Here is a 25,080-nt window from a genome sequence, read left to right on the forward strand (position 1 = left end):
TTCTAGAACGGAACCTCCCAGTAACACAATTAAAAATAATTTTTGTATACTTCCGTGTTCTGACCGCACACGGCGCAGTGGTATTCTATTTCGAGTGAGTCTTCGATGGCAAGATGCTCTGTTTCCTGCTTGCAGTTCTCGCAGTACCTGATTTCCTTTTGATGTTCCATGATCCTGCCTCCTTTAATAAAGTCCTCATTATTGTTTTGACCTTTTTCCGTTCCGATAAACAATTTTTTTTAAAAACATTCAAAAAAACCCAAAAAAACTTCCTGTAAATGGTGTATTTTTGCAGGTAGGGTGGGCTTTGTTACTGTATAATTAAAATATGTAGTAAAAAGGAGGTCCATGAATGACAGATTTAACACAATTAAAAGCCGAACATAAACGGCTTACCAGGGTCCAGGTTCTTGCAAGGGCGATCGGGATCTTTGTAGGGGCCGTATTGACTGCGGTCGGGCTGGAAATTTTTCTTGTCCCGAATAAAGTCATTGATGGAGGGATTGTCGGTGTCTCCATTATGCTTTCCCACGTTACAGGCATCAGCCTCGGTTTATTTATTTTTATCCTCAATATTCCATTCTTTTATTTAGGGTACAAACAAATTGGCAAAACCTTTGCCTTTTCCACGTTATTCGGCATTACAGCATTATCCATATTCACTGCCCTTTTTCATCCGGTTCCGGCTTTTACGGCTGATATCCTGTTAGCGACCGGTTTTGGGGGAATGGCCGTCGGGGTTGGCGGCGGGTTGGTTATTCGCTACGGAGGAGCCCTTGATGGCACGGAAATCCTGGCCATTTTGATTACCAAGAAAACACCATTTTCGGTTGGCGAAATCATCATGTTCTTCAATATTTTCATCCTGGGTACGGCTGGATTTGTTTTCAGCTGGGATAGGGCGATGTATTCGATCCTCGCTTATGTCATCGCATTTAAATCGATTGATGTAGTTGTCCAGGGACTGGAGGAGTCAAAATCCGCCTGGATCATCAGCGACCATTACCAGGAAATCGGGGATGCCATCCTTCACCGACTTGGCCGCGGGGTCACATATTTGGAAGGGGAAGGAGCTTTTTCGGGAGACAATAAAAAAGTTATTTTTTGTGTCATTACCCGGCTGGAAGAAGCAAAATTAAAGGATATTGTCCAGGGTTTTGACAGCACCGCTTTCCTTGCACTTGCGGATATTTCGGAAGTTAGGGGCGGCCGTTTCAAAAAGAAAGACATTCACTAACCAAAGAGGCCATATGGGCCTTTTTTTATTTCATCTTTTAAATATACCTTTGCAAAATAAAAAACAAATCTTAATATGGGAAAATATTTTTCTCAGGAATCGACTTTCCCATGCATGCAGGTGAAAACAGCAGGGTAGAGGAATACGGAAATCTTTTTTCCAAAAGGTGGAGTTTGATGAATGTAACATTAGCGTTTGGTTTATTCCTGCTAATCTTATTTAGCGTTGGGGTCATCGGCCAAAAAATGTTTAAAATTCCGGATATCCTCTTGTTTATCGCTCTTGGGATTTTCATATCTCCTTTTTTTCATGAAATAAAAGTCATTGAGGCGGCCGGTGAAGTAGGTCTGGTCCTCCTATTTTTCCTACTCGGCATGAAATTTCCTTTAAAAAATCTCGGGGCTGGGAGCAAGAAGGTTTGGAAAGCAGGGCTTCTTGATGCAGTTCTTGGCATTGTGGCGACTACCGTGTTATCCAGGCTTTTTGGTCTTGAATGGAAAGAAGCTTTGCTCATTGGGGGAATTGTTTTCGCGACGTCTTCATCCATTACGGCAAAACTGCTAGAGGATAAAAACCGTGCCGAAACGAACGAATCGGAATTCATTCTGCTTGTTTTGGTATTTGAGGATTTGGTGGCGCCCATCCTTTTAACTGTCCTGATCGGATTTCGTGGAGGGGATTTTACCTTTTCGGATTTTGGCTTTATTCTAACGAAGATTGTTTTATTGGCAGTTGTGGCTGTCGCACTTAGCAAAGTTTTATTTAAAAGGATTGAACATTTCCTGGAGTCGATTAAACACGAAGACTCATTTATCGTACTCGTTGCCGGTATCGCCCTGACATATGGAGGCATTGCCATCCTCCTCGGTTTGTCGGAAGTCATAGGCGCATTTCTTGCTGGAATCATGCTTTCGGATGTAATGGTAAAAGAAAAAATAGCGAAAGTCACGCTTCCGGTCCGAAACATTTTCCTTCCGTTTTTCTTCCTTTCATTCGGAATGCAAATTAAGCTGACAGCAGAAATTCCATATTTGACCCTGCTAATTGTCCTTCTTTTCTGGTCTGTGGCACAGAAAATAATGGTCGGCTATTTTGGTGGACGTTGGTATGGCTTGTCAAAACGAGAATCGCTTAGCTCAGGCTTATCACTCACCCAAAGGGGTGAATTCTCGGTTATCATGGCAGGTCTTGCAGCGGGGCATCTAAAAATTTTCGCAGGGATCTATATCCTGGTCATCGCGCTGCTCGGAACTATCCTTTTCCAGGCCGCGCCGAAACTAAACAGAGCCATCTTCTCAAAAGTTGCCGAGAGGAAAGAGGATTAAAAGAAAAAGCAAGGCCTAGATACGGTCCGGCTTCAGACTTTTTTAAATTACAACAGGCTTGCGCGCCATTTCTTTCGCGGCGATGATGGCCCGGGCTTTTGTTTCTTCGACAATTTCCGGGGCTTTTTTCGGAAAAGCATCCAGCCCCTCGGCGATTACGGAATCAAGTACACGAATCCCCATGAATCGAAGGGCGATTTTCAAATAGCGGTCTCCCGATTCCAGTTCCGCCATCGGCATCCCGGTATAGAGGCCGCCCCTTGTTTGGATATGGATTGCGGTTTTCCCCTCAAGCAAACCTTTAGGGCCATTCGCCGTGTGGACAAACGTCTTGCCTGTAACAAAAAGATTGTCCAGGAAGGTTTTCAGTACAGCGGGGGAACTTAGATTCCATAAAGGCGTAACAAACACAAAGTAGTCATATTTGATGAACTCTTCAGCCAGCGCATGCATTTTAATGATTTTGCTCTTTTCCTGATCAGTCAGGTCTTCAAACGACATTCCATAACCCGCGAGTTTGCCGCGGGCTGAAATAAGTTCCGCATCCATCCGGACCATATCAAGTTGGAAAAGATCGATCCTTTTTATTTCGATATCGGGTTGTTCCTCGGAAAAAGATTGCAAAAATGCCTCTCCAATCTGCATGCCTTTCGATTTCTCCGGACCTTTGGGGTTTGCTGAAATATAAAGCAATTTGGCCATTTTGATCATCCATTCTACTCATAGTAATTCAATTTCATTATACAAACAAAACCTTGCTCAATAATGCACAAATAATGAACGTTACGTGACCTATTTCTTCGGCTTGTGGCTTCTGTAGCATGCCCTGATTTCCGGAATATGGTATAATTACGAAAAGGAGTGATTCTTGTGCTAATCTTGTATATCTTGATTTTTTCGGCTGTTCTCTTAGGATTCGGCTTTATTGTAGATTACTTTTACAAGAAAAAAGGAATCACAGATCTTGAACCTGAACGGAATGCGGCAAATGTAAATGGGATGGAGAGGGCCTACGTGGAGTCGCATATGAACCATATCCGCGATGAATCCAGAAGCCATGGAATATGATGAAAACCCCGGAAATTGCCCGGGGTTTTCATTTTCGGCATCCTGTATGACATATCCTTATTTATTATGAACATCAACAAACAGACGGGAGTAACTTTTATTTTTATAGGCTTTCGAAAATCCACTATTTCACTTTTGTGTATGGTAGTATTTATGTAAAAAAGGGGATACTTGGATGGATAAAGTCGTACTCGATCATTTAACAGTAGCTGTAATGGCAATTGATAAAGAGTTCAGGATAACGGTTGCCAATAAAATGTGCAAGACCATACTCGATATCGAACCCGCTGAGGCAATCGGACGCCATATCGATGAATTTTTTGGCAATCCTCCTGAGTTCACCCGGACTGTCCAGCACTCACTCGAACAAGGGCGAGATTTCAGGTACGATGTTTTTCCATACACATGGGGTAAATACAGGAAAACCCTTTCCCAGCGTTCAACTTTGTTAAGGGCTGATGACGGCAAGATTATAGGCGCAATGATCGAATTTGAAGATATTACGGAAAGGCACCAGCGCGAACAGGAATTCCGGGCATTTATGGAAGCGAATTCAATCAATATTATTCCAATTGGACAAGGGATCGGGATGATATCGATGCAAACCCTTCCGTATGAAATGGAACAGTCGAGGTTTGCCGGACTGGGTGCTGAAGCTATGAAGAAGGCTACTGAAATGGATATGCGGCACCTTATTCTGGATGCGTCATCCTTATCGATGATTCGTATGGAAACGAATATATCCGTTTTCAATCACCTAATCATGGGGTTCAGGCTGATTGGGATTTCCATTGTCATTGCCGGCATTAGGCCGGAAATCGCTGTGCATGCTGTAAATGCAGGTATTGATATCAAGGGCACTAGAACGTTTACAAACATGAGCCAGGCGATAGACTATTTACGTAGCCAGGCACTATAATGAGGCTAAAGCCGATGGCTGAACTTTTGGATTAGTTGTTTTACTCCATACTGAGGTGGCGCATGATGACGAGAAAACTATATTACGAGAATCCCTATCTTACTTCATTCGATACAAGGTTAATTAAGCAGGGGCAGGATGAAAACGGTGATTGGTATGCTGTTTTAGAAAAGACGGCTTTTTATCCGGAAGGCGGTGGCCAGCCGTACGATACAGGCGAACTTAACGATTCCACGGTAACGAAAGTTGAGGAAGTTGGCGGGGAGATTCGGCATTACTTAAGATCAAGTGTGCTCACGGAAGACGGTTATGTAGAAGGGAAAATTGACTGGGAACGCAGATTCGACCATATGCAGCAGCACACAGGCCAGCACATCCTGTCAGCAGCGTTTGATAACCTTTTTGGTTTTAAGACTGTCGCATTCCATCTTGGGAGGGAAGAATCGACAATTGATCTTGATACAGATACCCTTAATACGAATCATATTGAAGAAGCAGAAAAGCTTGCGAACCAAATCGTACTTGAAAACCGCCGGATTGAAACTAAGTGGGTGACAAAGGAAGAAGCGGAAAAGCTGCCTTTGCGAAAGGCTTTGTCCGTTGAAGAAAATATTCGACTCGTCGTCATTCCTGATTACGATTATAACGGCTGCGGGGGCACCCATCCATCTTCGACATGCGAGGCTGGTATGATAAAAATCCTGGGGATCCAGAAGGAAAAGAAAAAATATCGTGTATGTTTTGTCGCAGGAAACAGATCTTTCCGCCAATTTTCAAAGAAAAACGACATCCTCGCCAGGTTAACGCCTCTTTTAAATGCTCCCCAGGATGAAATGGAAACAGCATTACATAAACTTTTGGAGACGAAAAACGCGCTGGAGAAGAAGCTTGAAGAAGCAAACGACAGGCTGATTGATTTTGAAGCCAGCCAGATGCGCACGAATAGGGGATTGACGGATATTCCCGTTACAGGCGTGTTTGAAAACAGGCCGATTCAGGAACTTCAGAAACTTGCGCGGGCCATTGTAGGGGAAGGGGACGGGATAAAGGCGATCCTGCTCTCAAAGAATGGGGACAAGCTTCAGTTCGTTTGCGCGAAAGGCAGGAATACAAGCGGGAACATGAAAGAAGCTGTTGCCGTTGCGCTTCCATTGATTAATGGAAAAGGCGGAGGAAACGAAACATTCGCGCAAGGTGGCGGAGAGGCCTTAATCAGACCAGAAGAATTGCTCAAGGAACTGCTTGCGAAAATATAGGAAACCTTTTACTTTAGGAAAGATTCTTCAAAAAACAAACAAGGAAAGGCGCCTGCCACTAGGACAGGCGCCTTTCTGCGTATTGAGGCGGAGAACCATGCGCCACATCGCATGCTCCCAAAGGGAATGTTCCCCGGCTTACACAATTCAGCTCATCGCTTTGTTATTGTACCATGGCAATCAATGGTGAACAAGTCTTTTTGAAAAAAATCAATCGCCATCAAGGATATTGAAAAGGCCCCTAGCCAGGCTTCCTTCATCTTTGGCGCCCCCAGTTTGAGGCATTGCGGCAAATACCCGGCTTGCAAGTCGACTGAAAGGGAGCGATTGGATCCAAACAGAACCCGGACCCCTCAGTGTTGCGAAGAAAAGGCCTTCGCCGCCAAACAGTGCTGTTTTGACTCCTTTTACAAATTCAATATTATAGTCGACCCCTGCCGTCATTGCGACTAGGCACCCAGTATCCACACGCAAAACCTCACCAGGCTGGAGTTCTTTTTTATGGATGGTTCCTCCCGCATGGATAAACGCCAAACCGTCTCCTTCAAGCTTTTGCATAATGAAACCCTCGCCGCCAAAAAAACCGGTGCCAATTTTCCTTTGGAATTCAATTCCAACCGATACGCCCTTAGCGGCTGCCAGGAATGCATCCTTTTGGCAAATAATCTTGCCGTTCAGTTCACTTAAATCCATCGGAATGATTTTTCCGGGATAAGGGGAGGCGAAAGATACGTGTCTTTTCCCGCTACCGACATTTGTGAACGTAGTCATGAATAGGCTTTCGCCTGTCAGCATCCTTTTTCCGGCGGAGAAAAGCTTGCCCATCAGGCCGCCATTTCCTCCTGATCCATCCCCAAAAATCGTTTCCATGGAAATGCCGTCCTCCATCATCATCAGGCTGCCGGCTTCCGCAACGACAGTTTCATGCGGATCAAGTTCAACTTCCACGAACTGCATGTCATCTCCATACAGCTTGTAATCAATTTCATGATTATTCATGTTTCTTCCCCCTAATGGAATATAGCTTCAATTCCAAGTATAATCGAAAAATTGGACAGACGCCCATTTTACCTGTATTTAAAAACTACGAAATGCACAACTGGAATTTCTGACGCAAAAAAGAACATATCCAACCGGTCGGATTCCAATGAAAGGACAAACGACCAGAAAAAGTGTAGAATAACCATTAACTGGGGTGAAGGATGTCCACTAATGCAAGGAGGTCGCTTAAAATGGCCGGTAAAATTAAAACCGGGCTTCTGGCGGATACTGAAACGACCGGTCTGAAGCCTGGTGCAGATGAAATTATTGAACTCGGACTTATTCTCTTTTCTTATGATGAAGAAACAGGTGAAATCATCGACACTCTTGAAGAGGCTTCGTTCCTTCGCGAGCCTCTGTCTTCTTCCGCCATCCGGAATTATCCGGGAGCATTCAGGGTACACGGAATCCCGTTCAGCCTGGTGGAAGGAAAAGCATTTGATGATGAGAAAATAAAAAAGCTTTTTTCGTTTCCGGATGCCGTTCTTGCCCATAATGCCTCCTTTGATAGAAGTTTCCTCTATCATATGTACCCGGAAGTAAACGAACTGAAATGGTATTGTTCGATGAGGCATATCCCATGGAAACAGTATGGCTTCCCAAGCGGGAGCCTACTTTCCCTATTGAAAGCCCATGGTTTATCTGGAGAGCAGCAGCACCGGGCATTGGATGATATTCTTCAATTAATGGCTCTTCTAAGACATCCTAATCAGGACGGCTATCCTTATTTGCGGGAGGTTCTCCGGAAGAAGCCGATGGCGAAATATGAGCCTGGTGCAAGGAAGGCTGGGTACCGGAACTGGAGGCAGCCAAGCACATCAAGAATTCCATTTCAGGGAAATTAGGCCGGCTGAAAAGGAAGGAATAAAAACATACCTTTCATGCCAACATTAAGGCAAAAGGGGGTATCCTTATGCCAAGAGGAAAGGAATTGGAGCAGCTTCCAATGGGAAATATCGCCCCGGGAGCAGGTAAAGACAAAGGCCAATTTAAAAGGGATTCTCTTGAATCCTTAAACCACGGCACTCAGCCGCACCCTTCATCGATAAAGGATGGCAGGGAAAATAAGGCGTAAAAAGAGCCCCGCGGTATGCGGGGCTTCCCTCATTCCTCTTTAAGTTCCCCGATCTCAACAATCGTTCTTTCTTCAAGTGGGCCCCTTAAATGAACTGTAGCCATTTTTTCATCTTGATGCAGTTCATCAATCCAGACTGAAACGCCGTTATATGTAACGTCAATGTCAGCTGATGACGATAGGATTTGCTTTACTCTCCTTGAATCCAACATTAACTCCTCCTTCCACATTACCTTTTTAGTTAGGGTGGGCAGTTCGGCAAGAAAATATCCGTCGGTCGAATACAGAAAAAAAGAAAAAAGTTTTTTGATTTATGGATACTTGTCCACTCAATTACTTCTATCCTTTCATAAATTACAGTATGAATCAGGAAAGGAGGGAAAGAAGAATGTCTTACGATCAAAACTACACTATGGGCCAAAATTACACTATGGGCCAAATGCAAAACCGCAACCGAGTCAGAAGGGTGGAAATTGACGCCGAAGAGGTCATCATCCACACGAATAGGGTTCGGATTGAAGGCGCGCGGAAAGGGATGGGCCACAATTATGGAGTAGCCGGAGCAGAGGAATCCAATTACGGTGACTACGGGAACTACGGCGACTATGGCAATGAATATGACGGAAATGTTGCAGGAGCTTACAGGCACCACCGTAAGTGCAGGAGCTGGATCTAACCCGGAATGAAGCAGGAATCAGGGAGCAGGAAGTGTCATTAACACTTCCTGCTTTTCCCGTTTTCCTTCTATTATATATATCCTTGTAAATCCGTTGCCATTTTTTCCAGCAAATGAAGAATCCCAGTACGCCAAAAATTGAATCTGAAAAGGATTGGCAATAAAGATTTTTTTTATTTTTTCGAATGGTAAAATTCATCTTGCACGTTCATTGGCACGGGTTTATGATAACAGATGAAGTAATCAATCTTGGTTTACAATCAAAAGGACGATGAATCCGTTGAATATGAATCACCTCCCGGAAACGTGAAAACAAATGAGAAATTCAGCATTAAAAATGGTATTGCCGCAACGATCGTACAAAACTTAACCAATAACTATTTCTCCCTTTTCGCAATCGGTGTCCTTGGGGCTACAAACTATCAGGTGGGGCTTATCAGTTCGCTGCCGCAGTTTGTTGGAATGTTCGCTATGCTGATCTGCTCCATTATGATGGGAAGAATTAGCGAAAAGAAGAATTTCACCGCCTATTCAGTATTCATTACCCGAGTATTCCTGCTTTGCATGGTTTTTGTTATCTATGTACCTGAAGCCTATCAAAGCTGGGTTTTTGTTCTTTTGGTAGGCTTGATGAACTTTCCGGGCTCTTTTGCAGTCCTTAGCTGGCAGTCTTTTATTGGGGATCTGATTCCTGACCATCGCCGAAATGGTTTCTTTAGCGAAAGGAATAAAATTTTGACGATTGTCGGTATGGGAGCAACGTTCTTAATCGGGCTTTCCTTGCAGCAATTCGACAAAACCAATCCCTTGCCCTACCAGGTTCTTTTCCTACTTGCTTTTATTTTTGGGGCTATCGAAGTCTATTACATAATGAAACACAGGGAAGCAAAAGCCCAGCCAAAACGGAAACTGCCCGGTTTCAACCTGAATCTGGGCATTTTCAGGGATAAACCCTATCTGTATTTTCTTATTTGTGGGCTGTACTTCAATTTTGGCTGGCAAATGGCCTGGCCGTTGTTCAGTATTTATCAAATCAGTTATGCTCATGCAAATGGATTTTGGATTAGCATCCTCACAGTAGCAAACCAGCTTGCACAGATAGCCAGTTTTACGTGGTGGGGAAAAATGGCTGACAAACATGGTAACTCCAAGATGATGATTCCAATCGCATTGGGAATGGCGCTTGCCCCGGTAACAATGACCATTTCCACCAACCTTATTTATATAACGCTTGCAAATGGCCTGTCAGGTTTTTTTGTATCTGGAACGGTCCTCATATTGTTCAATCAGCTTTTGGAAGTAACAAAAGAGGACAACCGAAGCTCCTATATCGCCAACTATAATGTTTTATTGGCGATAATCGGTTTTATCGCCCCACAATTCGGGGTATTTTTACTGGAAGCAACCAATATAGGGATGTCCATGTCCATATCTACCGGAGTTCGCGCCTCAAGCGCGATCTTCTTCTTACTGTTTTACGTATTTATGAAGAAAAGGAATAATCGGATCCTGCTAAATAATGCCGGAGCATCTGCCGGAAGCGAATTGGAAAGGAGATGAATCAACTTGGGAAAATGCAATCTTGACCACACTTTGGAAGATGTCCAAAAAAAATATGAAACACAAAAGGGGTTTTTGCCGTCTACTATATATGGAGCATTTGAAGCCAGGCTCCAGGACGGCCCGGATCAAAATACCCTGAATGAGCTTTTTCATCTGCTCAAAAAATACGACCTTGCCTCTGAAGAGGAGAGGGCAGCAAGGAATGGCGAATTTGAACGAATCCTATCGGAAAAAAAGGGAAAAAGCCAATAAATATTAATGCTGGACACCATTTAATGGCAGTATTATTGTTTTATCTTTTCCCTATAATGTGTTATAGTAGTTTAGGTTCGTTTACCTGAGGTTTTTCGGTAAGTGAAAGGAGAATCAACATGTTTCAATTCAAACAAACCGGAGACTGGAAAAATAGAAAATATTCTTTTTTTACCATAGCGGTCATCTTATTTTGGTTAAAAACCTATATTGCCTACAAAATTGAATTTAATCTTGGAATTGACAATGGCTTGCAAAAATTCCTGTTATTGATTAACCCGATCAGCTCCGCGCTCCTTTTCTTCGGCTTCGCGCTTTTGTTCCGGAAAAAGGTTCAGTTTACGGTCATGCTGATTACCAACTTTGTCCTTTCATTCCTGTTATACGCAAATATCGTATATTATAGGTTCTTTAATGACTTCATCACCGTCCCGGTTTTGATGCAGACTAAGACAAATGCGGGGCAGCTTGGGGACAGCGCGCTTTCCCTCATGTCTTTTATGGATGTGTTTTACTTTACCGATACAATTTTGCTTGCCGTACTTGCGGTTAAGGCATACGGGAAATTCAAGGAAACCGGAAAACGTTCATTCAGGCTGGCCATGCTGTTTGCGGTAACAACTTTCCTATTCAACCTTGGGCTTGCGGAAAAAGACCGACCTCAGCTCCTTACTCGTTCTTTTGACCGGGTATATCTTGTAAAATATCTTGGGGCTTACAACTTTACCATCTATGACGCGGTCCAAAACATTAAATCATCGAGCCAGCGTGCGTTGGCCGACAGCAGCGATATTACCGAAATCGAAAACTACAGGAATGCGAATTATAACGAACCGAACCCGAAGTATTTCGGGAAGGCAAAAGGGATGAATGTAATATACATTTCTCTCGAATCGTTGCAAAGCTTCATTATCGACTACAAGCTCGACGGGCAGGAAGTAACACCGTTCCTGAACTCGCTGACAAGGGACCCGAATACGTTCTACTTTAAAAACGTATTCCACCAGACAAGCCAGGGAAAAACATCAGATGCGGAATTTTTGATGGAAAACTCCCTTTACCCGATGTCACAGGGTGCCGTTTTTATCAACAAGGCACAGAACACCTTCCATGCAACACCTGCGATTCTGAAGGGGTATGGGTACAATTCCGCAGTTTTCCACGGAAATTACAAAACGTTCTGGAACCGGAATGTCATGTATAAAGCACTTGGCTACGACCGTTTCTTTGACGCTGAATATTACACCATGAAAGAAGAAGATACGAAAAACTATGGAATGAAGGATAAGCCATTCTTCAAAGAATCGATTCCATTGCTAAAAACACTTAAGCAGCCTTTCTATACGAAGTTCATCACCCTGTCCAACCATTTCCCGTTTGAAATGGATGAAGAGGATACGGATTTCCCGGCTGGCACGACAGGAAATGACGTAGTTGACCATTATTTCCAATCGGCGAATTATATGGACCAAGCAATTGAGCAGTTTTTTAATGATTTGAAAGCAGCGGGCCTTTATGACAATACCATGGTCGTGATGTATGGTGACCACTATGGTATTTCTGAAAACCATAATGCGGCAATGAGCCAGGTAGTTGGCGAAGAAATAACGCCATTTAAAAACGCCCAGCTTCAGAGGGTTCCATTATTTATCCATGTACCCGGCGTAAAAGCGGTGCAGGATGACAGCTTCGGCGGGCAAATTGACGTTCGCCCTACCATGCTTCACCTTTTGGGAATCGATACAAAAGACTTCCTTGAATTCGGTTCCGACTTGCTTTCACCACAGCATCATCAGGTGGTAAGCTTCAGGAATGGCGATTTTGTTTCACCGAAATTAACACAGGTGAACGAGAAGTGCTATGATACAACCACCGGAGAATTAGTCGAAGATGGAACGATGTGTGCTGAAAATGCTGAACGGGTAAAAACCGAACTTCAAATGTCAGATGAAATCGTCCTAAAGGACTTGTTGAGGTTCTACACACCAAACGGCTATAAACCAATAAACCCGAACGACTATGAGTATATTAAGGAAGATGTTCCCGTGGAAGATACACAGGAATAAAAAAACGCGGCGAAGGAGCAAATCCTTCGCCTTTTCTTTTTTTCCCATTCCATTTTAATTATGATAATATTAAAGAACATACATTCGATAAAGGGGAGAGAAGATGGCTGAGTTCCATGTCCCGGCTAGGGCCCTTGCAGAGTACGTATACAGGAGCGGCAGCATTGAATCCGGTGTCGGTGCCGCTGCGGCAATGGCCGAGGGCACCAAGGCCCACCAGTTTGTCCAAAAGGGCTATAAGGAAGGGGACGTCAAGGAAGTTCCTCTGCGAATTTCGGTCAATCATGAAGGAATTGATTTTATTATTGATGGGCGGTGTGACGGCCTGCTTGTAGAAGACGGACAATTGGTCATCGATGAAATCAAGTCGAATTCGTTGAATCTCGAAACGATTGAACATGCTTCGTATCCCGTCCACTGGGCCCAGGCGAAATGTTATGCGTATATTGTGGCATCCGAAAAAGGGCTTAGCACTATTAAGGTAAGGCTCACGTATGTAAATAGAGATACATATGCGTTGAAATGTTTTGATCAAATTTTTTCCTCGGAAGAATTGCATAATTTTTTTCAAAACCTGATTATTGATTTCGCTCCTTATGCTAAATTAAGGATTTCACTAAAGGAAAGGCTGGACAATAGCGCCCAGGGCCTAGCGTTTCCTTTCGATGTTTACAGGCCTGGACAAAAGGCGGTCGCAGGGGCTGTATACCGAGCAATTAACGGGGAAGCGGATTTGTTCATAAATGCTCCCACTGGCATTGGAAAGACGATTTCGACACTGTATCCTGCCGTTAAAGCGCTCGGTGAGGGTCGTATAAGCCATGTTTTTTATATAACCGCCAGGACGACGACCAGAAAGGCTGCCGAGCAGGCGCTTAACCTTATGTCTTCCAAAGGGCTGCAGTTAGCAGCGGTGACCCTGACCGCGAAGGAGAAAATATGCTTCAATGATGGGCAAGGATGCCAAATGGGCAACTGTTCGTTCGCCTCGGGATATTACGACCGGATAAATGGAGCAGTACTTGATATATTAAATAATGGAACATTTATGGGCAGGGAAGATATTGAAAAGTTTGCTCTTAAACATCATGTCTGTCCTTTTGAATTTTCACTCGACCTTGCTTACCTTGCGGATGTCGTGATATGTGATTACAACTATATTTACGATCCCCGGGTTTCCCTGAAGCGCCTTTTTGACGATAAGAAGAAGCGCGCAGCCTTACTCATTGATGAGGCACATAATCTTCCGGACCGAGCCAGGGAAATGTTCTCTGCTTCACTTGCCAAATCGCTTTTCCTTGCCGTTAAACGTGACTTCAAGATTTTGAGCCCTGGACTTGCAAAAGCGGCATCCGCAGTTAATCAGTTTTTTATTGATACGAGAAAAAGGGCTGCTGGCGAAAGTGAATTCCTTTTAGATGGGTTACCGGAAGGGCTTGTCGACACGGTAAGATCGTTTGCCGGCGAAGCCGAAAAACAGCTCGGATCAGAGCCCGCCCCCTCAGATTTGTTGCTGGATGCGTATTTTAACGCCCAAAGTTTTTTAAGGGCAGAAGGAATGGCCGACGAACGATTCGCATTTTACAGCAAATTGAGGCAGGGGGAGTTTTCAATAAATATTCATTGCCTGGATCCTTCCGTTTTGCTTAGGAAAGCCGGGAAGGGATTCAGGGCAAAAATATTCTTTTCGGCAACTTTGGTTCCCCCGGACTTTTTTAGGGAAATGCTTGGCGGGGAGGAAGGAGATTCATTCCTATCGGTTTCCTCTCCGTTTGATGCAAGCCAGACCGACGTGTTTATTGAGCCTTTGTCCACTCGCTATCGGGACAGGGACCGCTCGTATGAACGGATTGCTGAAACCATCAGGATGCTCCTTGCTGAAAGGCCGGGCAATTATTTCTGCTTTTTCCCATCCTACCTTTTCATGGAACGGGTCGCGGAGTGCCTTAAGCCAGATGATGAAGTTACATTCATTATCCAACAATCCAATATGGGCGAAGGGGAGCGGAATGAATTCCTCTCATTATTCAAGGAAGGGAGCAATCGAAGCCTGGTGGGTTTTGCTGTTCTTGGCGGCATTTTCTCGGAAGGAATCGATTTGCCCGGCGACAAACTCAATGGCGTAATAATAGTAGGAGTTGGCCTTCCGCAACTCTCCTTTGAGCGCGACTTATTAAAGCGGCATTTCTCTTCAGGCGGCCTGGATGGCTATGATTATGCCTATACTTATCCCGGAATGGTAAAAGTGCTGCAAGCGGGCGGGCGGCTGATCCGTTCCGAAGCGGACAGCGGTACGATTCTTTTGATCGATGACCGTTTCCTCCAGCCAAAGTATTTACGCCTGCTTCCAAAAGAATGGAAGCCTTTCACCGTTATAAATTAAACGACACTGTAGCTAACAATAAAGCCGACCCACATCAGAGGGCCGGCTTTTGTAACGTTTGCATCCTTTAAAAATAATTTAATTTGCGGAACACACTTTTTCCCGAATTCATTTCCTTCTTGAAAATCCTTCTTCCGCCATATATTCTTCCACTTCCCCATATGCGCCAAAGCTTTCCTCAAGGTTCACGCCATAGTATACATTCCATAAATCATCTTCATGGATAACAATTAGCACATCATTCGTCTTATTCACCCATTTTTCCGGCCCATTCTGCACAGCGTTTGCGGGCGCTTCCTTCATGCCAGTGCCCGACAAATCCGCAATCGACCTCGCCGTCAATTCCTTTAGTTCATCCGCAGTAAAGTCCCTGATATTTACAAGACCTTTTTCATCTGTTTCATAGCCGTCAACGCCGCCCGCGTAGACAAATCCATTGCCATTCGGATGCAAATGGTACACAACATTTTTCTTGTCAGTCACACTTCCCGGAAATTGAAAGTTTACTCTCCCCAAAGATACATCTTTGCGTTCTAGTTCAGGAAACGATTCAAAGATTTCAAGTTTTTCTTCAAAAGTTAGCATAATGCCTCCACATTGGTTTATTCCCTATCAAGTATAGCAAACGAGGGAAACAGTGCGCAAACTGCATTCCCTTATAAGGTTGCAGCGGGCAGGCCCGTTCTCGATCTTTTTTTGAATGAATGGCCGGAATGTGGGGTATTAGGGAAAAGAGTGAAGGAATGGAGGTAACATAATGGAAAACAAAGCTGAAAAACGAATCATTCCGATGACAAGCATCGACAGTGGCATTGGCGAACAAATAACAAGCGACCTTTACTATTTCCCATTTATGATTGTCAATGTCGTATTTTACGGTTATCCGGGCGAGGGGAATGAATGGGTGCTAATCGATGCCGGAATGCCGAGGTCGGGGGACAATATAATCGTTGAGGCAGAAGAACGTTTCGGGAAAAACAATCCCCCAAAAGCGATTATTCTGACCCATGGCCATTTTGACCATGTAGGAGGAATAACGCAACTGATTGAAAAATGGAAAATGCCTGTTTACGCGCATGAACTTGAAATGCCATTCTTAAGGGGCGAGGAGGATTATCCGGACCCCGATCCGACTGTGGAAGGCGGCCTGCTCGCGAAAATTTCCCCATATTATCCGAATGAGGCGATTAAGCTTGAAGGCCATGTACAAGCGCTACCTCAGGATGGGACTGTCCCGTTTATGGATGGGTGGAAATGGATTCATACACCAGGCCATACACAAGGTCATGTTTCACTGTTCCGTGAAGCGGATGGATCACTTATTGCCGGGGATGCATTTGTAACAGTCAAACAAGAATCACTTTATAAAGTATTTACGCAGGAACATGAAATCAGCGGGCCACCGCGTTATTTGACTCCTGACTGGGAAGCTGCGAGAGCTTCCGTGGAAAAATTGGCAGCTTTGAGGCCAGTGGTCGCAATCACCGGGCATGGTCGCCCGATGGCGGGCAAAACGCTACGTGAAAACCTGGATCTCCTCGTTGAAAAATTCGACGATATCGCGATACCGGACCACGGCAGGTTCGTAAATGGGAAACAAGATTGAAATTGAATGGAAAAGGGGCAGCCTCGATTAAATTCGGGCTGCCCTTTTCTTTTTAAAAAATAAGAATGTATGAAATTTGTCGCCTTCCAGTCCATACGGCGCTAAAAAGGCGCTTCCGCTTTTCTTATAGATTTCCATCCAACTTAAATAAGTACCGCGCGATTACTTCCAGGCCTTTGTCAAAATTCTCGAGATTGAAATGTTCGTTTGGCGCATGGAAATTTTCATCCGACAGTCCGAAGCCCATCATGACGATCGGGGTGTTCAGGATTTCGGCGAATGACGCGACAACCGGAATTGAACCGCCGCCTCGGATATAGGCAGTCGGGACTCCATACACTTCTTCATATGCCTTTCCCGCCAGCTGTATGGCTGGATGATCAAAAGGAGTCAGAAATGGTGCTCCTTTATCAAATTGGGTTACCTTTACTGTTACCCCTTTGGGAGCTGCTTTTTTCACATGGCTTTCAAGCAAATCCGCAATTTCCTGGGGATCCTGGTCGGGAACAAGCCTGCATGTGATTTTTGCGTGTGCTTCGGATGGGATAACCGTTTTCAGGCCCTCGCCCTGGAATCCTCCATAAATTCCATTCACCTCTAGGGTCGGCCTTGCCCAGATTCGCTCAAGAGCGGTAAACCCTTCCTCGCCAAACAGTTCTGGCACGCCCAGTTGGCTGGCCATCGCATCCTCGCTTTGGCCAAGGCTTGCGAATTCAGCCCGTTCCTCCGCGCTCAATTCCCTGACTTTATCGTAAAATCCATCAACTGTAATGGAACCATTTTTAGCGCGCATGGAAGCAAGGATTTCAACGATTGCATGGATTGGGTTCTGGACCGCGCCCCCGTACAACCCGGAGTGCAAATCCCCAGCCGCGCCCTTTACATCAATCTGGATTCCGGTCATTCCCCGGAGTCCGTAAACGATGGCAGGCTTGCCTCGTTCGAGCAGGGTCGTATCGGAAATGACAAGAACATCCGCCGCAAGGAGTTGTTTATTTTCTTCAACAAAAGCAGGGAGGGTCGGGCTCCCTATTTCTTCTTCTCCTTCAATCAGGAACTTAATGTTCACAGGAAGGTGACCATGTGTTTGCAAAATCGCCTCAACCGCTTTTAAATGCATGAATACTTGGCCCTTATCGTCGCTTGAACCCCGCGCGTACAGTTTCCCATCCCTGATGGAAGCTTCGAACGGAGGCGTTTCCCACAGCTCGAGCGGATCAACCGGCTGGACGTCGTAATGCCCGTATACAAGGACGGTTGGCATGCCTGGAGCCTTCATCCATTCGCCATAAACGATCGGATGGCCTTTGCCCGAGTAAACTTCGGCTTTTTCCCATCCGATTTGCCTCATCATATTTGCGGTCCAATCCGCAGCCTTTTTCATGTCCTCTTTATAGGCGGGTATCGCGGAGATGCTTGGAATGGAGAGATACTCCGTCAACTCGGCCAATTGCCTTTCCCTGTTATGTATAAAATAGTCGCGAAGCTTTTGATCCATTTCTTATTCCTCCTAAAAGTTCTTCAAGTAGTATTTCTTTCCCGGAAAGTAAAATCCCTTCAATTTAACGGATTTTCCGTATCGGGTCTTTTATACAATAACAAAGAAATCCACCATAGGAAAAAAAGATTGAATCTTTTACTTAATTGTGTAAAATTACACTATAGGGGATTTGCTGGTTTCTTTTTCCTATCATACATAAAATAGTACGATTGAATTAGGGGGATGGAAATGGAGCCTCATTTTAGAAGTGAAGCGTGGAGAATTTTCAGACGGGAACTTTTTAATATGAAAGAAAGGGGCTATTTGACACCTGAGGCAGTGGCGGAGGTAGCGAAAGCCCATCACAGGTATCATCAGGATTTATTGGAGGAAGACAGGCAAAGGGAAGAAGCCCGGCATCCTCAGGCTATTGAGCCCCAGCCTGAGCAGCACCGCGATGCCGCAGCTCCAACGCCGGCTCTGCAGCAAAAAATGCCGCTAGTCCAGCAAAAGCCTAAAAAAGTCCTGACAAACGACCAAATCAGGGAGCGGAATATTTCCTGGCTGCTCAATATCGGGGTCATTTTCCTGCTTGTAGGAGGGCTGTTCGTTGCAACAAGCAATTGGGAAACTATGACTGCCGGCATGAAAAGCGCCGCGATCGCCCTAGTTTCTGTCCTCTTTTACGGTTTCGCCTATTTATCTTCAAGGATACTGAAAATCGAAAAAACCGCATTTGCCTTTATCGTCCTCGGCAGCCTGTTTTTGCCGATCTTTGTCCTTTCGCTAGGCTGGTTCGGCCTGCTTGGGGACTATTTATCCGTTACTGGTGAAGGGAAATTTTTGCTCGGTTTTTTGGGAAGCATCGTTCCCTCGGCCGCGTATGTTTATTTTGCGAAAAAGCTCAATTCCAGGCTCTTTGCATGGTTTTCATTAATCGGTTTAACTGTGGCAGCGGGATTTTTGCTGGCTTCATTTAAACTGCCTATTGATTATTTTTATCTTGGCATCATGGGCTTTAATGGTGCATTTATTTTCCTATTTAATAAATTGCGCAAAAAAAGTTCCATTGCTTTGTTTTTGAAAGAGTTTCCCATTTTCATCCAGGCCAGCCTCGTCATCTCCACGTTGCTGATGCTGTTCTTCTTTGATAGCAATCTGGTTTACGGTTTCAATCTTCTTATCACCGCTGCCATTTACCTCGCCATGATGTTTGTAAGCGGAAGGAAGGAGTATCATTTTGTTTTCAGCGCGATGGTTGTCTATGGCGCTTATCAAATGATTGAACATTCTTTCCTTGATGATGCGGGCGCCATTGTATATGCCGCGGTCGCATTTGGCTTTGCCTTCGTACCGAAGGGTTTGAAAGGAAACCTGTTGCTTGACAAGGTGTTCCGGTATACAAGCGCGGTTGTTTCCATCCTTGCATTCTTTTATATCTCTCTCGAAGGGATGTTACTTAGAGCGGGGGAACCATCCATTGTTCTTTTGCTTGCCTATATAATCATCGCGGGGAATTTCCTGTATCTTTCCAATACGGAGAAACAGCCGGCATTCCGATATTTAAGCGCTGCTTTCCTTGGCGCGGCACTTTATGAAGGTGCCTCCCTGTTTGGAAAATATATTTTTCCCCTCAGTACGCAAACAGAAATTTATTTTGCCGGCGCAGCCTTGTTCCTGTCATTCGGTTTAAAGGCTGTGAGAAAGGAAACCGCACCTATCATGATTCCGGCAAGGGACATCGGCCTGGGGGCGATGATGTTTTCCAGCCTTATTGCCTTCGATTTGGGGGAATGGCTTGGACTAGGGGTAATGCTTCTTCTTTTCTGCGCACCGTTATTCATTTTTAGGCGGGTTGATCCGAGGCCACTCGCAAGGAACTTATCCATTTGGGCAATCCCTTTGTGCGCTGGCTTAGCGTCCCTGGCATTTGGGCAAAAGGCTGTACTTGAATCAGAAATTTTCAGGGGGAATTACGGGTATCCCGCTGCCTTTGCTGCAGGGGCTGCGCTGCTTCTCGTTGTTTCGGTTGTTTTTAAGAAAAAAGGGGACAGGGAACTGGCTGCTTCATTTTTTTATACAGCGCAGCTCATGTATACACCTGGACTAATCTCAACCGCATTTTGGGATATCGATCCGCTGATTGTCCGTCCAGCTCTTTTCATTGGCGGAATAGGGATGTATTTCCTGCTTTACCGTATGCATCGCCTCCAAATGACTGCCGTCCTTATCAGTACCGTGACACTTGGTTTCTATTTTTCAATTGTTGCTTCGGCCTATTCGCAAGTACAATTTTCCGGTTTTGCGAAGTCGCTTATTTTGCCCTTAGCGGCGATAACACTTTTAATGCTTGCCTTTCTGATTAGGAAAAAAGATCTTCTTTTGTATTCGGGATACGGGTGGTCGGGCCATGCCGTTTTGCCAGTATCACTAATGGTTGCCTGGTTCGTATTTCCTGAATGGTCAATTTACAGCCTCATCGCCTCGATTGCGATTTACGGAATTTCGTGTTTTCTGACGGGTGCGGACTGGAAAAAGATTTTGTTTTTGTATAGCACGTATACCACGCTTTTCCTTTCGGTGAGCAAAGGATTCACTTTAGCCATAAGGGATTATTCCGGAAGCTATGAATTTCCGGTTACGAGCCTCGGTATCCTTTTTGTCTGGCTGCTTTTAAAAACAGGCTTGAAACAGTGGACGCAGTATTTTCTGGCGGCTTTTTCGATATTCGGAATCGCCTCAATCGCTTTTAGCTATCCATTCACGTTCCTTCCATACTCAGTTACTCTTGTTTATGGAGCGGGAACACTTGCCTTTTTGCATAAAGTGAAATGGGATTTGACAGGGATTTTACCTATTTTGTTTCTGTATTTCGCCAGCATGGGTTATTTGTCGGGATCTGGGCTTGGCAGCGGATGGATTTTTGCCATTACGGCTGCCTTTGGGCTTTTGCATGCGGGGGTTGGCTACTTTGTCTATCAAAGTTTGCTATATAGGGGCAGCCAAATACAGTATTCTACATTCGACTGGTATACGTTTGGGGCTTTCTTGTACTATCTGTCGCTTTATCCGTTTTCAGGGGAATCCATCTGGATGGCTGCGGTCCCTGGCCTGGTTATTTCTTTTACATTGCTGATGCAGAGAAAAAGGGTTGGAACAACGGTAGGGCTTTTCATTCCATTCCTATCGGGAGCTTATTTGCTCGAGCCATATTACGGAGTAATCAGCACGCTATCGATTCCCGCTCTTTTTGAAAGGGAAGCTTATGTCCTTCCATTGGTCGCGCTCGTCATTTTTTTGCGAAAATCAATGAAGGGCCGATATGCCCAATCGACCGGCAAACTGCAATGGGCCGTTTTGATTTTCACAGCGATTGTCCTCGTCCAGGACGGGCTCGAGAGCAATACGGTCTATGATGCCATCATCCTTGGAACGCTTTCGCTTATATCGCTGCTTGTCGGGATGTTCTTCCGGGTAAAATCGTATTTCTTTATAGGCGTCGGAGTCCTGCTCCTTAATTTGTTCCTGCAAACAAGGCCATTATGGGGCAATCTTCCATGGTGGGGCTATCTTCTCGCAGCCGGTTCCCTGCTGATCGGGATTGCAAGCTACAATGAATGGCGAAAACAAAATCCTGATAAAGGCGGGAGATTTGCTGGAACACGCCTAAAGGAAAAAATCGTTTCGTCCATGAAAGAATGGGATTGAGTAAGTGGATGGCGTTTGCCATCCCTTTTTCTTTCGCGAAATACGGGATGAATGGTGAACTAGAAAGCTTCCTTATGTTCACCACATATCCTTTGACCGGACGAGCAGTAGTCCTATATAGTTTAGTTTGGAGTAGTGTCGTTTGGAAGAAAATTCAAAGCATTCGAAAGGAAGTACATACGTTTGAAACATGTCATTGATTTTTCGTTAAAAAACAAGTTCGCCATTTGGCTGCTCACAATCATGGTCACTGTCGCGGGACTTTACTCCGGCATCAGGATGAAACTAGAAACCTTGCCGGATATCACGATACCTGTCATTACTGTGACAACCATCCTGCCGGGGGCGTCACCAGAGGAAGTAGCTGAAAAAATTTCCGAACCAATGGAGAAGCGCCTTCAAAACCTGGACGGCGTTAAAAATGTAAGCTCAAGTTCGTATCAAAATGCAAGCTCGCTGCAAATTGAATACAGCTACAAAAAGGATATGGAGGAAGCGAAACGGGAGGCGGACGAAGCGTTAAACGGCATCCAGCTTCCAGATGGGGCAGGGGAACCTGAAATTACACGGATCTCATTCAACGCTTTTCCAATCATCGCTATGAGCGTTTCCGATGAATCCGAGTCGCTTGCAGGCCTGACAAAGGCAGTGGAAGGGGAACTCGTCCCTGCTCTTGAAGGGCTGGAAGGGGTCGCATCCGTCCAGATTTCCGGCCAGAACATCGAGGAAGGCCAGCTCGTTTTTAAAAAGGAACAACTGGCCAAGTATGGCTTAACGGAAGATACGATTCGATCAATGCTTAAGGGATCAGCCATTTCCATGCCGCTCGGCTTGTATACGCTTGGGGAAGCACAAAAATCCATTTTGGTGGACGGCCAAATTACAACGCTGGATGATTTAAAAAAGGTGAAAATCCCAGTTATCCCTTCCGCTGCGGGCGGGGCGGGACAGGGGGCGCCAGGAAATCCATCCGAAGGCCAAATTCCTCTTAACCCGGCCGGTGCCGCGGGCAATTCCGCCGCACAGCAGCCTGGGGCGGGGCAAGGCTTTGGAAATGGACAAAATCCATCCGCAGCCAATCCTTCAACCAGCGGACAAGTTCAAATGCCTGGCTCGGAATCAGCCAATCCATCCTTTGCAGGGCTCCCAACGGTCGAGCTTCAGGGAATTGCCGATGTGAACATTGTCGGCAGGGCGGAATCCATTTCGAGGACGAACGGAAAGGAATCTATCGGACTTCAGATTATCAAGGCACCGGAAGCGAATACTGTTGAGGTAGCCAATGAAGCGAAGGAAGAATTGAAGAAATTCGAAAAAGAATGGAAGAAAGCCGAATTTACAATTACTTTCGATCAGGGTACGCCGATAGAAGAATCGGTCAAAACCATGCTTAATAAGGCGCTTTTCGGCGCGTTATTCGCGGTGGTCATCATCCTCTTGTTCCTGAGAAGCATTAAATCGACCATTATCAGCGTTATCTCAATTCCGCTTTCCCTTTTGATCGCCATACTGGCTCTAAAGCAAATGGATATAACGCTAAATATTATGACGCTTGGTGCGATGACGGTCGCGATCGGTAGGGTTATCGACGACTCCATCGTTGTGATAGAGAATATATATAGAAGAATGTCGTTAAAAACTGAAAAACTCGAGGGAAAAGAACTGATTAAATCGTCAACATTGGAAATGTTCATCCCGATTTTTTCCTCGACAATCGTAACCGTCGCTGTATTCCTGCCTCTCGGATTTGTCGAAGGCCAAATTGGCGAGCTGTTCCTGCCATTTGCGCTCACAATCGTATTTGCGTTGATGGCATCCCTGCTTGTCGCCGTAACATTGGTGCCAATGCTTGCCCATACCCTTTTCAAAAAAGGGGCGGGAGCCAAACATAGCGAAGGGAAACCGGGCAGGTTGGCCGGAACATACAGAAACATCTTGGAATGGTCACTGAACCATAAAATAGTGACATTTGGCCTTGCTGTCCTTCTGTTGGCGGGAAGCTTTCTCCTCGTGCCAAAAATTGGTGTGAGCTTCATACCGTCCGAGGAAGAAAAGATGGCCATCCTGACATTCAACCCAGCTCCCGGCCAAACGCTCGAGCAGGTTACTGATACAGCTGCCAATGCCAATGACTTCCTTCTTGAAAGGAAAGACGTACAAACTGTACAGTATTCCGCCGGGGGAAGGAACCCAATGAATCCTGGAGCTTCCAACCAGGCGATGTTTTTTGTAAAGTATGATAATAAAACGGAAGACTTTGAAAACGAGAAAGAGAGGGTTGTTAAAGCCCTTCAGGACCGGACCGAAAAAGGCGAATGGGCGACACAGGACTTTTCCGGCGCGGGAGCGAGCAACAGCATAACCTATTATGTATATGGTGAAACCCTGCAGCAGCTAGAGCCGGTTGTCGGCAACATTGAATCAATCATGAAAGATAATCAATCGCTCAAGAATGTTGAAACGAGCATTTCCGCATCCTATGAGGAATATGCCCTGAAGGTTGACCAGGAAAAGGCTAGCAAGCTGGGTCTAACCGCAGGACAAGTGGGCATGGCTCTCATGCAGGAAAGGGAAAGGCCCGTAGCCGCGGTCATCCAAAAGGACGGCAGGGATATAACTGTTTATGTTCAGGCGGATAAAAAGGAATTTAAGGATATCAATGACGTGACAAACCAAACCGTCGCCTCTCCGCTTGGAATGGATGTAAAGATATCCGGTTTGGTTTCTGTTGAAAAAGGAAAGACATCGGATACGGTCCATCGCAGGAATGGAAAATTATTCGTTTCAGTCGGAGGTGAGCTTCGCACAAAGGATGTCGCAAAAGTTTCCGCGGACATCCAGAAGGAAGTTGATAAACTCACAAAACCAACCGGAGTCGATATCAAAACGGGCGGGGTTACGGAAGACATTAAAGAGTCGTTCACTCAGTTGGGAATGGCGATGCTCGCGGCTGTCGCGATTGTTTACTTTATCCTAGTCCTGACATTTGGAGGAGCACTCGCACCATTCGCAATTTTATTCTCCCTGCCATTCAGCATTATCGGAGGGCTCGTGGCCCTATTGATCGCAAAGGAAACGATTTCGATTTCCGCGATGATTGGCGCCCTTATGCTGATTGGCATTGTCGTGACGAATGCAATCGTCCTTATCGACCGTGTCATCCATAAAGAAAAAGAAGGCTATACCGTCAGGGAGGCCCTTCTTGAAGCGGGGGTAACCCGCCTAAGGCCGATTCTTATGACAGCCATCGCGACGATTGGCGCGTTAATCCCGCTTGCTTTGGGAGTAGAAGGAAGCGGAGTCATCTCCAGGGGGCTGGGCGTAACGGTTATCGGAGGCCTGACAAGTTCGACGCTCCTAACGCTTGTCATCGTTCCGATTGTCTATGAAGCGTTAAAAAGGCCACGGAAAAAGAAAGCATAGAT

At 45.3% G+C, this 25,080-nt stretch carries 21 protein-coding genes; 15 read left to right on the forward strand and 6 right to left on the reverse strand.

Annotated elements, in window-relative coordinates:
• Positions 1-29 precede the first annotated feature (29 nt).
• Positions 30-170: a hypothetical protein gene (locus DRW41_RS23095; RefSeq protein ID WP_181884609.1), complete on the reverse strand. Its 141-nt coding sequence runs from the start codon at positions 168-170 to the stop codon at positions 30-32.
• 182 nt (positions 171-352) lie between these two features.
• Between DRW41_RS23095 and DRW41_RS16660 the strand changes: the two genes are divergently transcribed.
• A complete protein-coding gene (locus tag DRW41_RS16660) occupies positions 353-1,237 on the forward strand; it encodes a YitT family protein (RefSeq protein WP_115453149.1) in 885 nt (294 codons plus the stop codon).
• A 176-nt stretch (positions 1,238-1,413) separates the two neighbouring features.
• Positions 1,414-2,562: a cation:proton antiporter gene (locus DRW41_RS16665; protein WP_115453241.1), complete on the forward strand. Its 1,149-nt coding sequence runs from the start codon at positions 1,414-1,416 to the stop codon at positions 2,560-2,562.
• 42 nt (positions 2,563-2,604) lie between these two features.
• Here DRW41_RS16665 and DRW41_RS16670 read toward each other — a convergent pair whose 3' ends face one another.
• On the reverse strand, positions 2,605-3,264 hold the full coding sequence (locus DRW41_RS16670; protein WP_115453242.1) for an NAD(P)H-dependent oxidoreductase: 660 nt from the start codon (positions 3,262-3,264) through the stop codon (positions 2,605-2,607).
• 168 nt (positions 3,265-3,432) lie between these two features.
• Here DRW41_RS16670 and DRW41_RS16675 point away from each other — a divergent pair, with 168 nt between their 5' ends.
• The 3 genes from DRW41_RS16675 (at position 3,433) to DRW41_RS16685 (ending at position 5,805) form a co-directional block, all read left to right on the forward strand.
• Positions 3,433-3,630, forward strand: a complete 198-nt coding sequence (locus tag DRW41_RS16675) for a hypothetical protein (RefSeq protein ID WP_245959472.1) — start codon at positions 3,433-3,435, stop codon at positions 3,628-3,630.
• 175 nt (positions 3,631-3,805) lie between these two features.
• On the forward strand, positions 3,806-4,549 hold the full coding sequence (locus DRW41_RS16680) for a PAS domain-containing protein (protein ID WP_115453150.1): 744 nt from the start codon (positions 3,806-3,808) through the stop codon (positions 4,547-4,549).
• A 65-nt stretch (positions 4,550-4,614) separates the two neighbouring features.
• Positions 4,615-5,805 (forward strand): alanyl-tRNA editing protein, encoded by a 1,191-nt coding sequence (locus DRW41_RS16685; protein ID WP_115453151.1) that lies wholly within the window; start codon positions 4,615-4,617, stop codon positions 5,803-5,805.
• 210 nt (positions 5,806-6,015) lie between these two features.
• Here DRW41_RS16685 and DRW41_RS16690 read toward each other — a convergent pair whose 3' ends face one another.
• A complete protein-coding gene (locus tag DRW41_RS16690; RefSeq protein WP_115453152.1) occupies positions 6,016-6,804 on the reverse strand; it encodes a TIGR00266 family protein in 789 nt (262 codons plus the stop codon).
• Between the two features lie 233 nt (positions 6,805-7,037).
• Between DRW41_RS16690 and DRW41_RS16695 the strand changes: the two genes are divergently transcribed.
• A complete protein-coding gene (locus DRW41_RS16695; protein WP_115453153.1) occupies positions 7,038-7,691 on the forward strand; it encodes an exonuclease domain-containing protein in 654 nt (217 codons plus the stop codon).
• A gap of 68 nt (positions 7,692-7,759) precedes the next feature.
• Positions 7,760-7,921 carry a hypothetical protein gene (locus DRW41_RS23100; RefSeq protein WP_181884620.1) on the forward strand — a complete coding sequence of 54 codons (162 nt, stop codon included), beginning with the start codon at positions 7,760-7,762 and terminating at the stop codon, positions 7,919-7,921.
• A 29-nt stretch (positions 7,922-7,950) separates the two neighbouring features.
• Here DRW41_RS23100 and DRW41_RS16700 read toward each other — a convergent pair whose 3' ends face one another.
• Entirely contained in the window at positions 7,951-8,130 is a 180-nt protein-coding gene (locus tag DRW41_RS16700) for an H-type small acid-soluble spore protein (RefSeq protein ID WP_115453244.1), read from the reverse strand.
• A 179-nt stretch (positions 8,131-8,309) separates the two neighbouring features.
• Here DRW41_RS16700 and DRW41_RS16705 point away from each other — a divergent pair, with 179 nt between their 5' ends.
• From DRW41_RS16705 to DRW41_RS16725, 5 genes are all read left to right on the forward strand, one after another.
• Positions 8,310-8,597, forward strand: a complete 288-nt coding sequence (locus DRW41_RS16705; RefSeq protein WP_115453154.1) for a hypothetical protein — start codon at positions 8,310-8,312, stop codon at positions 8,595-8,597.
• Between the two features lie 249 nt (positions 8,598-8,846).
• Positions 8,847-10,157, forward strand: coding sequence for an MFS transporter (locus tag DRW41_RS16710; protein ID WP_245959473.1), 1,311 nt, complete (start codon positions 8,847-8,849; stop codon positions 10,155-10,157).
• A 6-nt stretch (positions 10,158-10,163) separates the two neighbouring features.
• Entirely contained in the window at positions 10,164-10,412 is a 249-nt protein-coding gene (locus DRW41_RS16715; RefSeq protein WP_115453155.1) for a group-specific protein, read from the forward strand.
• A gap of 119 nt (positions 10,413-10,531) precedes the next feature.
• On the forward strand, positions 10,532-12,478 hold the full coding sequence (gene ltaS, locus DRW41_RS16720) for a lipoteichoic acid synthase (RefSeq protein WP_115453156.1): 1,947 nt from the start codon (positions 10,532-10,534) through the stop codon (positions 12,476-12,478).
• 103 nt (positions 12,479-12,581) lie between these two features.
• On the forward strand, positions 12,582-14,861 hold the full coding sequence (locus DRW41_RS16725; protein WP_115453157.1) for a helicase C-terminal domain-containing protein: 2,280 nt from the start codon (positions 12,582-12,584) through the stop codon (positions 14,859-14,861).
• 108 nt (positions 14,862-14,969) lie between these two features.
• Here DRW41_RS16725 and DRW41_RS16730 read toward each other — a convergent pair whose 3' ends face one another.
• Positions 14,970-15,446 (reverse strand): hypothetical protein, encoded by a 477-nt coding sequence (locus DRW41_RS16730; RefSeq protein WP_115453158.1) that lies wholly within the window; start codon positions 15,444-15,446, stop codon positions 14,970-14,972.
• A 172-nt stretch (positions 15,447-15,618) separates the two neighbouring features.
• Here DRW41_RS16730 and DRW41_RS16735 point away from each other — a divergent pair, with 172 nt between their 5' ends.
• The gene (locus DRW41_RS16735) at positions 15,619-16,467 is read left to right on the forward strand and encodes an MBL fold metallo-hydrolase (RefSeq protein ID WP_115453159.1); all 849 of its coding nucleotides are present in this window, start codon (positions 15,619-15,621) and stop codon (positions 16,465-16,467) included.
• 124 nt (positions 16,468-16,591) lie between these two features.
• Here the strand turns inward: DRW41_RS16735 and DRW41_RS16740 are convergent, their stop codons facing one another.
• A complete protein-coding gene (locus DRW41_RS16740) occupies positions 16,592-17,965 on the reverse strand; it encodes a dipeptidase (protein ID WP_115453160.1) in 1,374 nt (457 codons plus the stop codon).
• A 231-nt stretch (positions 17,966-18,196) separates the two neighbouring features.
• Between DRW41_RS16740 and DRW41_RS16745 the strand changes: the two genes are divergently transcribed.
• Positions 18,197-21,655 (forward strand): hypothetical protein, encoded by a 3,459-nt coding sequence (locus tag DRW41_RS16745; RefSeq protein ID WP_115453161.1) that lies wholly within the window; start codon positions 18,197-18,199, stop codon positions 21,653-21,655.
• A gap of 183 nt (positions 21,656-21,838) precedes the next feature.
• Positions 21,839-25,078, forward strand: a complete 3,240-nt coding sequence (locus DRW41_RS16750) for an efflux RND transporter permease subunit (protein ID WP_115453162.1) — start codon at positions 21,839-21,841, stop codon at positions 25,076-25,078.
• Positions 25,079-25,080: the final 2 nt, after the last annotated feature.

This window comes from Neobacillus piezotolerans, assembly GCF_003362805.1.
Lineage (GTDB): Bacteria > Bacillota > Bacilli > Bacillales > Cytobacillaceae > Bacillus_D > Bacillus_D piezotolerans.